Origin of the sequence: Clostridium sp. AM33-3 (assembly GCF_003480315.1) — a bacterium.
Classification (GTDB): domain Bacteria; phylum Bacillota; class Clostridia; order Lachnospirales; family Lachnospiraceae; genus Brotaphodocola.
The window spans coordinates 30,870-46,085 of the sequence record NZ_QUIV01000024.1; the positions used below are offsets into that span (position 1 = coordinate 30,870).

The 15,216-nt window shown below is 48.8% G+C and carries 16 protein-coding genes and 2 pseudogenes; 3 read left to right on the forward strand and 15 right to left on the reverse strand.

Features of this window, described 5'->3' with window-relative positions; translation table 11 throughout:
• Positions 1–25: 25 nt before the first annotated feature.
• The 15 genes and pseudogenes from DW819_RS12655 to DW819_RS12725 all read right to left on the reverse strand — a co-directional run bounded on the left by DW819_RS12655 (position 26) and on the right by DW819_RS12725 (position 12,015).
• Positions 26–1,651 carry a recombinase family protein gene (locus DW819_RS12655; protein WP_002594230.1) on the reverse strand — a complete coding sequence of 542 codons (1,626 nt, stop codon included), beginning with the start codon at positions 1,649–1,651 and terminating at the stop codon, positions 26–28.
• A gap of 127 nt (positions 1,652–1,778) precedes the next feature.
• A complete protein-coding gene (locus tag DW819_RS12660) occupies positions 1,779–1,973 on the reverse strand; it encodes a transposon-encoded TnpW family protein (protein WP_002594231.1) in 195 nt (64 codons plus the stop codon).
• Complete coding sequence (locus DW819_RS12665) at positions 1,970–2,824, reverse strand: ATP-binding protein (RefSeq protein ID WP_002594232.1); 855 nt, start codon at positions 2,822–2,824, stop codon at positions 1,970–1,972. The genes DW819_RS12660 and DW819_RS12665 overlap by 4 nt, the downstream gene beginning before the upstream one ends.
• Positions 2,821–3,561 carry a replication initiator protein A gene (locus DW819_RS12670; RefSeq protein WP_002594233.1) on the reverse strand — a complete coding sequence of 247 codons (741 nt, stop codon included), beginning with the start codon at positions 3,559–3,561 and terminating at the stop codon, positions 2,821–2,823. Before DW819_RS12670 ends, DW819_RS12665 begins: the two co-directional genes overlap by 4 nt.
• Before the next feature lie 130 nt (positions 3,562–3,691).
• Positions 3,692–4,078 (reverse strand): cysteine-rich VLP domain-containing protein, encoded by a 387-nt coding sequence (locus tag DW819_RS12675; RefSeq protein ID WP_002594234.1) that lies wholly within the window; start codon positions 4,076–4,078, stop codon positions 3,692–3,694.
• On the reverse strand, positions 4,068–5,693 hold the full coding sequence (locus tag DW819_RS12680; protein WP_002594235.1) for a relaxase/mobilization nuclease domain-containing protein: 1,626 nt from the start codon (positions 5,691–5,693) through the stop codon (positions 4,068–4,070). The genes DW819_RS12675 and DW819_RS12680 overlap by 11 nt, the downstream gene beginning before the upstream one ends.
• Positions 5,665–6,060 carry a plasmid mobilization relaxosome protein MobC gene (locus tag DW819_RS12685; protein WP_002594236.1) on the reverse strand — a complete coding sequence of 132 codons (396 nt, stop codon included), beginning with the start codon at positions 6,058–6,060 and terminating at the stop codon, positions 5,665–5,667. Before DW819_RS12685 ends, DW819_RS12680 begins: the two co-directional genes overlap by 29 nt.
• Before the next feature lie 627 nt (positions 6,061–6,687).
• On the reverse strand, positions 6,688–7,176 hold the full coding sequence (locus tag DW819_RS12695; RefSeq protein ID WP_002569239.1) for a hypothetical protein: 489 nt from the start codon (positions 7,174–7,176) through the stop codon (positions 6,688–6,690).
• A 224-nt stretch (positions 7,177–7,400) separates the two neighbouring features.
• Positions 7,401–7,595 (reverse strand): hypothetical protein, encoded by a 195-nt coding sequence (locus tag DW819_RS15970; RefSeq protein WP_243025847.1) that lies wholly within the window; start codon positions 7,593–7,595, stop codon positions 7,401–7,403.
• Between the two features lie 175 nt (positions 7,596–7,770).
• Positions 7,771–7,899: pseudogene (locus tag DW819_RS12705) on the reverse strand (Maff2 family protein); the annotation flags it as partial.
• 407 nt (positions 7,900–8,306) lie between these two features.
• Positions 8,307–8,477: a hypothetical protein gene (locus DW819_RS15730; RefSeq protein WP_181975800.1), complete on the reverse strand. Its 171-nt coding sequence runs from the start codon at positions 8,475–8,477 to the stop codon at positions 8,307–8,309.
• Positions 8,464–10,272: a VirD4-like conjugal transfer protein, CD1115 family gene (locus DW819_RS12710; RefSeq protein ID WP_118733574.1), complete on the reverse strand. Its 1,809-nt coding sequence runs from the start codon at positions 10,270–10,272 to the stop codon at positions 8,464–8,466. Before DW819_RS12710 ends, DW819_RS15730 begins: the two co-directional genes overlap by 14 nt.
• Positions 10,269–10,745 (reverse strand): PcfB family protein, encoded by a 477-nt coding sequence (locus DW819_RS12715; protein WP_118399232.1) that lies wholly within the window; start codon positions 10,743–10,745, stop codon positions 10,269–10,271. Before DW819_RS12715 ends, DW819_RS12710 begins: the two co-directional genes overlap by 4 nt.
• Before the next feature lie 41 nt (positions 10,746–10,786).
• Complete coding sequence (locus DW819_RS12720; protein ID WP_002569164.1) at positions 10,787–11,008, reverse strand: DUF5348 domain-containing protein; 222 nt, start codon at positions 11,006–11,008, stop codon at positions 10,787–10,789.
• Between the two features lie 23 nt (positions 11,009–11,031).
• On the reverse strand, positions 11,032–12,015 hold the full coding sequence (locus DW819_RS12725) for a DUF6017 domain-containing protein (protein ID WP_118399233.1): 984 nt from the start codon (positions 12,013–12,015) through the stop codon (positions 11,032–11,034).
• 326 nt (positions 12,016–12,341) lie between these two features.
• Between DW819_RS12725 and DW819_RS12730 the strand changes: the two genes are divergently transcribed.
• The 3 genes and pseudogenes from DW819_RS12730 to DW819_RS12740 form a co-directional block, all read left to right on the forward strand.
• Positions 12,342–13,985 carry a recombinase family protein gene (locus tag DW819_RS12730; RefSeq protein WP_004607528.1) on the forward strand — a complete coding sequence of 548 codons (1,644 nt, stop codon included), beginning with the start codon at positions 12,342–12,344 and terminating at the stop codon, positions 13,983–13,985.
• 59 nt (positions 13,986–14,044) lie between these two features.
• Positions 14,045–14,263 carry a macro domain-containing protein gene (locus DW819_RS12735; RefSeq protein WP_347560204.1) on the forward strand — a complete coding sequence of 73 codons (219 nt, stop codon included), beginning with the start codon at positions 14,045–14,047 and terminating at the stop codon, positions 14,261–14,263.
• Between the two features lie 299 nt (positions 14,264–14,562).
• A pseudogene (locus tag DW819_RS12740) lies at positions 14,563–14,931 on the forward strand (hypothetical protein); the annotation flags it as partial.
• Between the last annotated feature and the right edge of the window lie 285 nt (positions 14,932–15,216).

Consider the following 15,216-nt stretch of genomic DNA (forward strand, 5'->3'; position numbering starts at 1 on the left):
GAGGTATGTCGGATAGGTCGGGCGGTTAGGTGTCGGGCAGTTCTACCTTGCCGACAAAAGAATAATAGATTTCGATTTCCTGTCTGCGTAACTTGCCCCGGCGTTTCCCGTCAAGGGCAACGCTTTCATGGACAACGATTTTCTCCACAAACTCCCGCAGCAGAGTAGGGGTAAGTTCTTCAATGGTAGTGTGCCTGCGTACCACATTCATAAACTTTTCAGCGTTTGCGGTGGCTTCCTGCGCTTTGGAAAGTTCTTCCCGCAGTCTGGCGGCACGTTCTTTCAGTTCTTTCTGCTCGGCTTCATAGTCTGCCGACAGCTCTGTGAAACGCTCGTCCGATATGCGCCCGGTTACGCTGTCCTCATACAGCCGCTTGAAGATAGCAGATAACTCGGCTATGCGTTTCTCGGCGGCTTCCAGCTCCTTTTTCTTGGCGGCGTTCCTGCGTCTGTCCCCGTCCTCATTCTGCTCGATTAAAAGCTTCATAAACCGGGCTTCATGCTTTGCCGCATAGCTGGTAACTTTCCGCAGATTGGAGAGTACGCCAGCGGTCAAGAGGTCAGTGCGGATAAAGTGCGCTGTGCAGTCGGCGGTGCGTTTCTTGTAGCTTCCGCAGATATAACAGTCCTGCTTGCGCTTGTCCGTCTGGTATCGCTGCTGGTACATGACGCTGCCGCAGTCGGCACAAAAGAGTATGCCGGAGAACAAGCCCACTTCGTCATAACGGTTGGGGCGTTTGCGCTGCTTGCGTAACTCCTGCACCCGTTCCCACGTTTCCCGGTCAATGATAGGCTCATGGTGGTTCTCAAAAACCGCCTGCTTTTCCGGGGGATTTTCTATGCTGTGTTTCAGCTTGTAGGACGGCTTCTCGGTCTTAAAGTTTACCAGACAGCCCGTATATTCCCGGTTTTCCAGCAGATGAACCACGGTATTGGTCGCCCACTTGCACTCATAGCCGGGGTGGTAGCGGCGGGTGCTGCCCGTCCTGCGGTATTCCAGCGTCCCCGGCGTGGGGATTTGCTGCTCGGTCAGCATACGGGCTATCTTGGTCGGACCGTTCCCGGCAAGGCAAAGGCTGTAAATCTGCCGTACCACCGGGGCGGCTTCCTCGTCAATGATAAAGTTTTCGTCCTCGTCCATGAGGTAGCCATAGACGGGCTTGCTTGTGATGGGCTTTCCGCTCATGCCCTTAGAGCGTTTTACTGCCTTGATTTTCTTGCTCGTATCTCTCACCAGCCATTCGTTAAAAATGTTCCGCAGCGGGGCAAAATCATTTTCCCCCTGTGCGCTGTCCACTCCGTCATTGATAGCGATGAAGCGGACACCTTTCTGTGGGAAAATCATTTCTGTGTACATTCCCACCTGTAAGTAGTTTCGCCCTAACCTCGACATATCCTTGACGATAACTGTCCCGACTTTCCCTGCTTCAATGTCTGCAAGCATGGCTTGAAATCCGGGTCTTTGAAAGTTCGCACCGGAATAACCGTCGTCGGTGTACCAGCGCAGATTAGAAAATCCATTCTGTTTGGCATAGGTTTCCAAAATCCTCTTTTGGTTGGAAATGGAATTGCTCTCGCCTTGCAGCTCGTCCTCATGGGACAGTCTTGGGTAAAGGGCGGTAATGAGTTGCTGGGTGGTCTGTCTTAACATAAATTCCTCCGTTTCCGACAGCCAGCCCCACTATTCCGTACCTTGATTGTACCACATGGGGCGGCTGTCTGTATAGCGGCAAAAGCGTCAAATCTGCTTCTTTACGGTCGGTAAAAATGACGGTTTTTCAATCAGGCTTATCACAGGTCAAATATCCGGCGGCGGCTTCTGCTTCCAGCACTTTCATCATCTTGTCAGCGGCGGTGTCGGTCGCCCCCTCCTTGAAAAAGCCAGACACCACAAGGATTGTGTTGCCTATCCTCGTTTCGGTCACGCAGTCCGGGCGGCGGGCAGGGCGTTTGTTTCTCTGGGTGTCGGTCATAGGCAAATCTCCTTTCCGGCAAGCAGCCGTTTCAGCTGTTCCATTTTTCCCTGTGCGGCGGCTTTCCTCAAATTCTCCCCGGTAAAGCAGAGAGGGGAACACATTTCAAGCAGGCGGTCATAAATCCGGGCGTGGGCGGTGTCCTCCGGGTGCTGCAATTCCTCCAGCGTGAGGTTGGTCGTCACAATCAGCGGCTTCCTGCTCCGGTAGCGGCTGTCAATCACATTGTAGACCTGTTCCAGACCGTATTCTGTGCCACGCTCCATTCCAAAATCGTCAATGATGAGCAGGGGGAAGCTGCAAAGGCGGGAAATATATTCGTTCCTGCCCGCAAAGCTGGCGGCAAGGTCGTTTAATATTGCTGCAAAGTTTGTCATGCACACCGGGACTTCCTGCTCCATGAGGGCGTTTGCAATACACCCGGCAAAATAGCTTTTCCCAGTGCCTACCCTGCCCCACAAGAGCAGCCCGTAGTTCCCGTCCTTTATCTGTTCCCAGCGTGCCACATATCCGGCGGCGTTCTTCATCTGCGGGCAGCTGCCGTTATCGTTGGCAAATGTCCAGTCCTGCATGGTCTTGTCTGTAAAGCCCTGCCGTTTCAGCCGTTCCACCGTTTCAAGGTGGCTGCGCCGCTTCTCGGCGGCTTCCCGTTCCTTACGGGCTGCCCGCTGGCAGTCGCACTCTGACGGGTGGCGGTCACGCCCGAAAAAGGTCTTGCCCTCCGGGAAATAGGCTTCTTTGGGTTTCCGGCATTTGCCGCAGTATAAAAGCCCGTCCTCCCCGGTGTAATCCTCCGGCTCGGCTGTGGTGTCGGTCATAGGCAGTATGGTGTTGTGGATTGTATCGGTCATAGGCTTTCTCCCTCCTTGAATGAATAGTCCGGTATGCCTTTCTTTGGCTTCTCTTTGGCAGCGTCCTCCTGCGCCCACTTGTAAATGGTGGCTGCATGGCTCTGGTACTGCTTCCCGGTGGAAGCGATGTGGCAGGAAAGGCGGTCAAGGTAATACTCCCACTTGCCGGGGAAGTCCTGTTCCAGCTCCAAAAGTTCTGTGTCAGAAAGAAATACATTTTTATATCTGCCATAAGCGGCGGGGGGCTGCCCCTCACTCGCTCCTTTTGTTTGGCTCTCTATTAGGTTGTTTATATTAGTTTGGTTAGGGGACGGTTTTCCGACCGTCATAAGGTCAGTTTTCCGGCTGTCAGTTGGTCGGTTTCCCGCCCTTATGAGGGGCGGTTTTCCGTCCGTCAGTTGGTCGGAAAACTGTACCACTGGGATAGGCGGCACTTTCACATACAGACGGTTGGCGGCAGAAAAGCCCGTCCGTCTGCGTTCCAGCAGCCCGGCAGCGTCCAGTTCGTTCAGTGCGCCCTTTATGGTGGTGCAGCCTTTATCCAGCATTTCCGCTATCTCTGCTATGGGGTAGACAATGTATGTCCGTCCCTCGCTGTCCTGCCAGCCGTTCTTCTGCGAAAGGGTGGAACGGTCTAACAGCAGCGCATATAACTCTCTTGCGGTGTGGGATAGGTCTGTTTCCAGCAGGAAACGGGGGTAAGGCAGGTAAGCGGGCAGCTCCGTTCCTGCGGTCATATAATCAGCGATAGGGTTCACCTCCTTGTGGTGTCTGTCTGTGGGTTCTGTTACGCTTTTAGGGGGCGTTTTTAAGGGAAAAGGATAAATGTATCACGCACCCTTTGACACCCTCCAAAAAAGCCTTGATTTATGCGGGTTTGAAATGCCCTAAAGCGTGACATTTCTCCCTTTGTTTCCGCTTCCGTTTGGCGGCGTTTATCCGCTTCATGCGTCCGGCGCAGTCCGGGCAGTATTTCCCCCGGTTGGATTTTGGGAAGAAGAACGCCCCGCAGACAGCGCAGCGTTTCCGGCTTCCCCGGCGCAAGAGGGCGGCTTCCAGTGCTTCATCAAGGGGCAGGACAGCGGCGGTAAACCAGCGGCAGAGCAGCGAATAGCTGATACTCTGTACACACACGCAAGGCTCGCCGTCCTCCAACAGCAGGCAGTTCCCGCTGTCATAGTTGCAGCACTCATGCACAAGGCGGCGGGCTGCCCGGTACTGGCGGTAGTCCATGCGGGGGATATTACCGTTCATGGCTCTGCTCCTTTCTGCGCTGCGGCTCGCTCCGGCGTAAAATCTGGTCGATATTGCCCTTGACAGTCTGCAAGCGGCGGTACTCCTCCCGTTTTGCCCGGTAATCGTTGTAGCCGCTGTTTTTCTCTTTGATAAGGCTTTCAATCTCTGCTTGCAGGGATTTATAGCTCGGCAGCTTGGAAATGCCGTTCTCCCTGAAATAGCGGGCGGCTGCGTCTGCTATGATAAAGTCACTTTCATGCTTCTGACGGTAGGCTGCTTTTGCTTTGGCGTTTTTCTGCTGTTTCAGCCCGTCCCGGACAGGGCGGGTCTTGGAATAGGCAAGCACCTGCCGTTGCAGCTCCTTTTTCCCGTTCAGCGTCTTTTCCACCTGCTTCAACCACGCAAGGCTTTCCTGCATGGCGGCATAGGCGGCAGAACAGGCTTCGTCCAGTTCCTCCGGGGAGGAAAAGCCGTACTGCTGATAGGCGGTAACGGTAGCTGCCATTTGCTTTAGGTTGTGCTTTGCCGCCCAGCGGTCATAGCCCACGCCCTTGCCCTCGGCTCGCTTGGCTTCCCGGTCAACCATGCGCTGCAAGGTGTTGTCTGCCGGGGTGGTTTTTGCAGCTTTTTCCCCTTGTAACGGCTTTTTAACTGCGGCAGGGTATTCGGGTATGGCTTTGGTCTGTTCGGCAGCTCTGTGGGCGTTCTGCGTGAGCAGGGCAAGGACAGCAGCCTTGTCAAAATCGTCCCCCAGCTTTCGGGCTGTGATAGGCTTTGTCCTGTCCGGCGTGAGGTAGGAAAGCCGCCCCCGGCTCTCCTTGACGGTCACACCCTCCCGCAGCAAAAGGGAAGAAAACTCGTCAAAGCTGCCAGCTTGGGAAAGTGCCTGCCGTATCGTCCGGCGCAGCTTCGCCTTGTCCGTTTCAAACTTGGTGGGCTTGGTCGGCTGTCCGGCGGCTTCTCTGGCGGCGTTCTCTTTGTCAAGGGCAAGCTGCCCTTTCTTTGCCGCCCAGTATTCCCGTTCGGTTATCCGTTCCTTGCTGCCGTTCAAGAGGTCGATTTGGTAAAGCCCCTCCCGGTGGCACATTTCCATGACTTCGCTCTTGAAATATTCCATAGCGGCGTTGGTGCAGCGGTGCTTGCAGCCCTCCAGCGTGTCGGCTGGTCTGTCCATGTAGGGCAGAAGCGGGACTTCGTAAATCCGCAGGGAGTTGATGACGATATGCACATGGATATTCCCGCTGTGGTTATGCCCGTCCGGGTGGGTGCAGATTAGGGCTTGGTGTCCGGGGAAATGCTCCTTGCAGAACTGCTCGCCCAGCTCCTGCGCCCGGTCTACGGTCAAGCCGTTGTCTGTCCCGTCCCGTGGGTCAAAGCTGATGATATAGTGGTGGCTTTTCACATCTTCCCGTTTTTGGTTTTTCTCATAGCGGAGATTGGCTCGCATACAGGCAACAGCGAAATCCTCGCCCCCGCAGTTGAGGGAAGAAATGCGGTAATCCTCCCTCGGTATCAGCCGCCCGTTTTCATCAAGGGTGGCTTTCATGGTAAACTCGTCATGCTCAAATGTGAGATAGGCTTCCGCTGCGCCATAGTCGGCGTTTTTAGAGCTGATATGTTTGAATGTTGCCAACAGCGTCACCCACTTTCTGCAAGACTTCAAACTTTAGGGCAGCAAGGTCGGAAACCGCCGCCCGTACCTCCCCGGCAAGCTGCGGATAGGGACTGTGCCACTCGTTCAGCGTCCGGGCTATCTGGTTTAAGTTGCCGCCGATCCTCCCGTATTCGGCGGTCAGCTTCCCGACAGCGGCAAGCAGCTCGTCATTGATGGGGGAAACGGTTATGATGGGGCGTATGGCTGCCCCGGTTATGGCTTGCCGGATAAACTCGGCTTGGCTCATGTGGTAAGCAGAAAGCCGCTGGGCAAACTCGGCGTATTCTTCCTCGGTCATGCGTGTTTTGACTACCCGGCTGCGGTGCGGCGTGTTGTATCGTTTCATAGGTGGTTGACCTCCTTTCTGTGCGTGGTGTCCTCTCACTAATAGGAGAAAAACAGGGTGTGAAGCGGAACTGTTTTTGAAAAATCCGAAAAATATTTTGAGGGGTTTTTCAGCGGCGCAAGCCGCATAAGCAGGGTTTGGGGAAGGCACTCCCCAACAAGATTCCCGCAGGGGCAAAATGAGCGATAAGCGAATTTTGGCACCTCGGTAGAATCTTGCTCTAAGAAACTGCCGGCCTGCCGTTCACTTGCTACTGCCACTTTTTCAGAAAATCTATAACCAGCTTTTTTTATAAAAGGCTGCGGGCTGGCGTTTTTCCCTTACTCCCTACAAACCACAAAAGAGCAGAATGGACGGACTTTCCGGCAAGAACTTTTCCGGCGGCTCGGTCTTTCCCGACAATAAGGCGTTTCGGAAGCTGCGTTTTGCCCGCTGTCTGAAAAAAATGGCAGCCTTTTTTGGTTTCACTGTCTAATACGGAACTTTTGGAAATTTGCCAAAAATGGACGCAAAAAAAGCAGCAAATCTTTTTCGGATTTACTGCTTCATGTGCCGCTGCGGTGCGGCGGGATGGATATTCAGTTGAAATAAAAGAGGATGGTGGTACTTTAGTCTATCGACTCTTTACTAACTATTAGGTAATCTTGAAAGATTTTCCTTGAATTTATCTAAAGAATGTTCATTGTTTCCCGCAAAAATAAGTGGAATTGTATATTCATATGATATGCCATTTTCATAGTCCGATAATTGTATTTTTATAGTATCATCCCTCTCATCTTTAGGTGCTATATATATGAATGAATTTTTATTTATATCAGATATTTTCCCTTTTTCAGAAGAAACAGTATAACCCCAGTCTGTTAAATTTGTCTTTATTGTAACTTCTGTTTCTGTTTCTTTTCTAGTCTGCAATGCTGTTTTATCGATTTGGATATCAAAAGGAGTCGAACCTAACAATTCACTGTTTATATTTACAAGTTCTTCTCCATTTGTTTTAGAAATATTAGATTCATCTTCATAATTTTGTTGAGATTCATCTTTTGGTGTTTCTCTGTTACATCCTAATAAAAAGCATAAAATAATTAGTACTAATACAGAAAGTTGTTTTTTTTGCATTTATTTCTCCTTTCATATTATCAAAGAAAGCACTGAGAGTACTTTCAAGAAATTTTGAAATATTCTCAATGCTTTCTATTTTTTGATCATAAACTTGCCGGTAATGATACTATGTTAATTTATCTCTTTCGCGTAACCTTTGTTGCAATATACACATGCACCATTCACCCATTTGTGAGACATTTCAATCGTCTCAACTTCATAAATGCTTACTTCTCCACAAATTAAACATTGTTTGTAATTATATACATGACGTGTCGCACATTTATCCCAGTCATCATATATACCAGGCATTCATCTTCATATCCATAGTACTGGGGAGAACCCCAACTATGAGTATGAGCGGCAAATACAGTCATTGGAGCAGCTACAATTCCAACTACTACTGAAAGTGCTAAAATAGATTTTCTTAAATTCATAAGTTCCTCCCTTTCCTTAAAAATACATAGCTCTTTGTTACATTGTCATTTTAACATAATAATTGGTAAAATGCAATAATTTATTTTCTATTTACGAGAAAATACTGTGCATATTATCTTATTTAGGAATAGTTAAGGCGGCTACCTAAATCTTTTTATTACTTTACCGCACATGAGCATTCGCGCCCGGATTGTCGTTGCCGTAGCCCTCCATAAGGTTAATCACGCCCCAGATACCAAGCCCGGCTCCAAGTGCTACAACAAGGGTCTGCAAAACGTCTACTGCGCTATTGAAAAATGCCATAAATATATCCTTTCTGCCGCGTCTGCGGCTGTCCGGCAAGCGGACAAAAGGCGGTCAGCGTATGCCGCCGCACAAAAAAACCGCCCTCTGGTAAAGGCGGCTGTCCCCGCGCTGCGTAAGCTCTGCGGCGCGGCGGTATTCAGTTGTAGGGGGTGCGGCTCCTGCCGCTGTGTACTGCGCCGGAAAGTAGGGGCGCGTATCATGTAGCCGATATTGATATATGTGATTGCTTCCATTCCTCCTTTCGGTGTCCCGCTGTGCTGCCGGACGGGTATTATTCAGACTTGCGGGAAGTGAATAGCTTGCATAGCAAGGTGTTCGCTTCCCGCAAGTTCACAAAGGGGTAGCTGCCGCAAGGCAGCGTAGGGGAAGTGTAGCTTCCCCTGTCCCGGCGGTCTGCCATGCTGTCACTGTTGCGGGATAAGCCCCCGGCGCGTGACATACTCCGTTGCAAAACAGCGGTGTTCCGCTTCCTTTTCCCGCCAATACTCCCATAATGCAGCGTCGGCGGCTTCCGCAACATTCATTAAAAACCGTTCAAGCTGCTTTTGTTTTTCCTCTGCTCTACGTTTCCTCATAGTCTGCGTCCTCCTGTAAGTCTGCTGCGTCAATCTCGTAATAGTCAAAAACCTCGTCGGGCTTGACAATGGCGGGGCGGCGTTTAAGGTGCTTTTCCATGTCAAAGACGTTCTTCGGGTCTGCGTCGGACAGGTACTTGTATTTCGGGTGCTTCGTTATGTCGAATTTGTCCGAAAAGAACGGGCGCACCCCGCGTAGCTGCAAGATACATTTCCCTCCGTCCATGACTGCGATTTCATCTTCCGTCATAAGCTGCTTTCCCAATTTCTGATAGTTCAGCCCATGCGAAAGCTCCCGCCCTCTGGTTTCGGAAGTGTTGAAGCTGTCAATGGTTTCTTTGCCTAAAATCTCCGATATTTCTTTGAGCGTCGTTTTTTCCTTGCCGCCCAAGAAAAGCGTGGTGTCGCAGTTGCCGACTATGGTATCGGCGTTGTCCTTGTAGATTGCCTTTAGCTGTGACTGGCTCTGCAAGATGATTGACGCGGAGATTTCCCGGCTCCGTATGGTTGCGATTAGCTTCTCAAATTTGGGGATTTGCCCAATATTCGCAAATTCATCTAACAGGCAGCGCACATGGACGGGAAGCCGCCCGCCGTATTCATCATCTGCTTTGTCGCACAAAAGGTTGAATAGCTGTGTGTAGAGAATACTCACGACAAAGTTAAAGGTGTCGTCGGTGTCGCTGATAATGACGAAAAGGGCGGTCTTTCTGTCCCCTATGGTGTCAAGCTCCATTTCGTCGGTTTCCATAAGCTCGCGCAGCTCCTTAATGTCGAATGGGGCTAACCTCGCGCCGCATGAGATAAGTATACTTTTTGCGGTCTTGCCCGCCGCAAGTTTGTATTTTTTGTACTGCTTGACTGCAAAATGTTCCGGGTCTTTTTCTTCCAGACGTTCAAACATAAGGTCAACCGGGTTCTGGAAATCCTCGTCGTCCTCGCGGGCTTCCGACGCATTTATCATTTCAAGCAGCGTCGTGAAGTTCTTCTCGTCCTCCGGGGCTTCATACCAGATATAGCCGATTAGCGCGGTGTAGTAGAGCTTTTCCGCTTTCACCCAGAAATCCTCGCCGGATTTTTCCCCGTCGCCTTTGGTATTGGCGATAATGGTATTGACTAACTTCAAAATGTCCTTTTCGCTCCGCAAATAGGCAAAGGGATTGTATTTCATGGATTTTTTGAAGTTAATCGTATTTAACACTTTGATACGGTATTTGTACCGCTGTAACATTTTCCCGGTTTCCAAAATCAGTGTTCCTTTCGGGTCTGTGACAATATACGAAGTCGGAAAATCCTTTGACGTACATTGCATGAGCGACGGTTTCACAAAGAACCGGGTCTTGCCGCTGCCAGAACCGCCGATTACAAGGATATTTTTGTTTCTTGCGTATTTCGGCTGCTTCGGGCGGCTGTTCATGGTAAGCCGTTCCGTCTGTGTTAAAGGGATATTGTTTTCAAATACCGGGTCTGTGTACGGCTTTATATCGTCAGCTCCGCCCCAACGCGCCGAACCGTATTCTGTCCCGCGGCGGTATTTCTTCGCGTTCTTGCCTTTGGTGTAGATAATCAGCCGGACAATGACCGCCCCCGCAATGCCGATAAGTAAATCTGCCGGGTGGAAGCTCGGTGCGATATTGGAAAAGGCGGCGGTAAAACCGTCCCTAAGATGTAGCAGCTTTGCGCTTGCGTCCGCGCCGGGGGAGAGCCGGACAGCCGCGCCCACTTTATCAAAGAGCCAGACAAAGAGCAGATACGGGAGATTTAGGATAAGCAGCTTCTTGATTTCCGGCTTCATAGCGATACCTCCCTGTCCTTGTTCTTGACTTTCGCCCGTTCCGCGTTTCTGCCTTGTGCAGCTTCTTTGAGCGTAGAGAGCAGTTTTCGGATTGAGGGCTTTTTCTCCTGTGTCAGCTTCTTTGCGGAAAACTCCTTAAAGGCTGCGGTCAGCACGTCCGCGTCCCGTCCCTTGAAGAAAACCAGATAGCGGGGCGGGCTTTCCGTCGCGTCCTTTTTCAGCGCAAAGTCGATACCGTACTTTTTCGCCGTACCCTCAAAGGCTTTGATATTGCCCTCGGTAATCTCAATGTTGGAAACGCCCGCGTTCTGCTTCATAAGCTGCTTTAGGCTCTGCTTGCCCTGTGGCTGTTTCGTAAGCTGCTTTTTGCCCTTTGACAGAATGGCTTTCATTGCCTTTTGGAGCGTCTGCGCGGTCAGCTTCCCGGTCTTGATGTAAAGGGCTATGGTCTTTTCGTTTACTTCGTCCTGCAATTTCTCGCGTCCTCCTTTCGCGTTTCTTTATGGGGCGGCGGTCAGATACGCACCCGCAAGCCGTTCAAGTCCTCGGCTCTGATACCCACAAGATACCAGTTATCGCCGTATTCAATCCGGGTAGGCTTCCACTTGCCCCGCACGAACACGTCAAAGCACTCTCCGCAATGCAGCCCGCCATAGTAGCTGTTTAAGTCAAAGCGAATGTCGTAGCGGTCGGTGCGCTCGTCAAATACCAATGCTCCTGTCATTTTCTGTGCCATAATAAAATCCTCCTTTTGTTGTTTTACAGGCTTTCGCCCTCGTTGTATGAATAATAGTCCGGGTCGCCGTACTGCGGCTTTTTCGGTGACAGTGCGCCGCTTGCCATGTCATGGGCGACAAGGGAAGTGTAGTAGTTGCCGATTGTGGACGGGGCATTGAAAAGGGCGGCTTTCAGATATTGCTTGATGTTGCGGATTTTCGTTGTGTTCTCCCGCATACAGTCAAGCACAAAGCGGATATGTTCGCCGTCCAGTTTCATAAACTTTGACTTCACAAGCTCTGCCGGGTAGTCGTCCCCCGCAATCCGTACCCGCTTTCTGGCGGTGCATACGGTTTCAAGCATGAGGTCTACAATCTCGTCCAGCCTGTCCCCGTCAAACTTCATGTCCTGTTTGAGAATGTGGTAGTCGATATTGTCCTTGATGATTTCCCGGTATATCTCTACTGCGCTCTGTGCTGCCGCTTCCGTTCCTTTCCGTTCCGGCGGCGTAGCCGCTTCACCGCAAGGAGAGGGGTTAGGGGAAAGGATAGGAATGGAATGGGTACTTGATAAATCTGTATTTGATTTTTCTTTTTTTGGTAAGTCAGTTCTTTGTATATCTTTATTTAATTGCGTTGGATTTTCCAACGTAGGTTTTTCCAATGTTGGTTTTTCCTGCGTTGGATTATCCAATGTTGGATTTTCCAATGTAGGTAAATCCGGCGTAGGCGGCTGCGGCTGCTCGAATATCACATAGTCCGCGCCCCGCAAGCGTCCTTTCTCGTCGCGCTCCCTTGACCGGACGATATACCCGGCACGTTCAAGCTCCTTAATGGCTTCGCGGATAGCGTCTATCTTCTCCCGGTTGATAAGGGATAAGCCTTTCAAGGTGTAGTCCCAATCTTCGGGGAGTGACAGCATTTGCGACAACAGCCCTTTTGCTTTTAGGGATAGCTCCTTGTTGCGTAGGTGGTGGTTGCTCATAACGGTGTAGCCCTTGTTTCGTTCCACCCGGAAAACTGCCATAGTAAATCACTCCTTTTGCTGTGGATTTTGTTACGCAGTAGAAGCGCGGTTTCGGGGGATAAGGTATAAATCCCTTGCCGCGCCATATACGCACCCGGAAAACCGCTTGTAGCAAGGCTTTTTCTGCCCCTACTGCGTAACAAAGGGCATGAAAAAAGCGGCGTTCCTGTTCTCCCGTATAGAGAGTAAGAAACGCCGCTTCTGCGTCGTATTCAGTTTTTAGTACAATACCCTGCTTGTCCGTCGCTCGAAAAACCTTGATTTTCCAGTGTTTTCAAAAGTATCGTTATCTAACGTCAGCTTTCCAAAGACCAAGTTTCCAGAATATGATAAAAGACATTGAAAGCGGTCTGATAAACTGCGTGATTACGAAAGATTTATCCCGTCTGGGGAGAAACTATCTTGATTGTGGGTTATATCTGGAAGTTTTCTTCCCAGAGCATAACGTGAGGTATATAGCGGTCAATGACGGCGTAGATACCTTGAATAAATCTGCTATGGACATCACGCCTTTCCGCAACATTTTAAACGAAATGTATGCCGCTGACATATCTGTTAAGATAAAATCGGCATATCGGGCGAGGTTTCAACAGGGGAAATTCATGGGAACTACCGCCCCTTATGGCTATATCAAAGACCCTGCCGACCACAACCATCTGCTGATAGATGATAAAGTGGCACATGTTGTAAAAGAGATATTCGACCTTGCATTAAAAGGGAATGGAGTTGCCAAAATTTGCAGACATCTTAATAAACAGCATATCCTACGCCCTGCCGCTTATGCGGCGGAGCGTGGCGAAACAGGCTTTGAACGTCATTTTGAGGGGAACGAGGACAAACGCTATATTTGGAGTGGGAACAGCGTGAGGAGCATTTTAAGAAGCCCGATATATGCGGGAAATCTTGTAGGCTACAAACGGATTGCCGCCAATATGAAAAGCAAGAAACGCCCCTCTAAGCTGCCCGAAGAATGGGAAGTGATACCCAATACCCATGAGGGAATAGTCACGCAGGAGGAATTTGATATTGTCCAACAGCTTATTACAAGTCGTAGGCTTCCACAGAACAAGGGAGGATTTGTAAATATTTTTGCAGGCGTTATCAAGTGTGTGGACTGCGGATGTGCTCTGCGGGCAATGAACGTACACAGGAGGAAACGCCCAGAGATTATCGACTGTGTACAGTATTCATGTAATAATTATGCAAGAAACGGAAGAAGCGAGTGTAGTGCCCACAATATAGAAGCAAGGGATTTATTCAATGCCGTTCTTGCCGACATCAACTGTTTTGCGGATATGGCAGTGAATGATGAAAAGGCGGTCAGGGCCATAGAAAAGCGGCTCACGGAAACAGACCAGAGCAGGGCGAAAGCATTAGAGAAAGAACGTAAGAAGCTGAACAAACGCCTTGCGGAACTGGACAGGCTGTTTTCCTCTCTCTACGAGGATAAGGTCATGGAGCGTATTACCGAGCGGAATTTTGAGATGATGTCGGGGAAATACCAGAAAGAGCAGCTTGAAATTGAAGCAAGGCTGAAAGAGGTGACGGAAACTCTTAATGAAAGCTACGAGAAATCACGGGGAATCCGTGACTTCCTCGCCCTTATCCGAAATTATCAAGGCTTAAAAGAACTGGATGCAACAGTTATAAACGCACTCATAGACAAGATACTTGTTTCGGAGCGTGAGAAGATGGCAGACGGAACAGTGAAGCAGGAAATCAAGATTTACTATAAATTCATCGGCTTTGTCGATGAATTACATATCATACCTACAAAACGGTGGGCAGCAATGCCCGCTAAAAATTGTACGGTGTGCGGCGTTGAATATGTCCCGGGCTCTGGTGCATCAAGGTATTGTCCTGCTTGTGCCAAGAAGATACGGAGGGAGAAATCAAACGAGAGCAAACGCAGGAGCAGAGAACAGAAAAGGATAGCATGTATGAACTGTCCGCAAAAAATGACCGACTAATATGGAATGGTGGAAGGAATAGAGAAGAGGAACTTCTTGCTAACTGCTATTTTAATTCCATGAAGCTGGCAATGGATAATGGAATCAGGTCTATTGCATTTCCTTCTATATCAACGGGAGTATATAGTTTTCCGGTTGAGTTGGCAGCAAAGATTGCAGTACATACAGTAAATAGGTTTTTGCAGGATAAACCGGATTGGTTTGATCTGGTGGAGTGGGTGCTATTTGATACTCATACTGAATCGGTGTATGAATCTGAGGTTGATAAAATATATTAAAGATTAATCGGTTTAAGATTGGTTAGATCTCTTTGTTTAAACTGATTATTAAACCAATTAGTACTCCAAACTGCTATATAATAGGGGTTATGATTGGTTAAATAGGGTCAAATTCAACCAATTTGAAAAAAATGTCCTATTTCGTCCATAAATAGTATGTATATGGTATACTAGCTAATAGTAATGCGGTTTCAACCGACATTACATATTATTATGAGAAATTAATGCAAAGGAGTTACAATCAAATGGATAACAATGAAGTAGTAACAGAAGAAGTGGCAGCAGTTGTTGAAAATAATACAGGGATTGAGATTGAGCCATTATTTGAGGAATATGTTGATTTTGACACATTTTCAAAGTCAGACTTCCGTGTTGTAAAGGTAAAAAATTGTGAGGCAGTACCTAAGAGTAAGAAACTTCTTAGATTTACACTTGATGATGGTACAGAGAATGAAAGAACTATTCTTTCAGGAGTACATGCATTTTACGAGCCGGAGGAACTTGTAGGTAAAACTTTACTTGCAATCGTAAATCTTCCACCACGTTCTATGATGGGAATAGATTCATGTGGTATGCTTCTTTCTGCAATTCACAATGTAAATGGAGAAGAAAAACTGAATCTGGTAATGTTAGATGACGCAATCCCAGCAGGTGCAAAATTGTATTAGGATTTGCACAGTTTTACATATAACTTAGTGGATAATTATATGTGATTTTTAAATTTATGTTGAAAGTAGATAGTAAAAGAGCTGGGTATCATGTGCCCAGCTCAATCGCTGCTACATGGAAGCCAATAAACCATGCAACAGCGGTTCTTTTATTCGCCAGTATATGCAATTTCTATCTCATAGCCGCCGTTCTCATAGTAGGCGTGGGAAAAATAGTATCTTATTGTGGGAGTATCCCAAAGTTTGTGTAAACCTCCAAACTGATGTAAGATAAAATTACTCAGT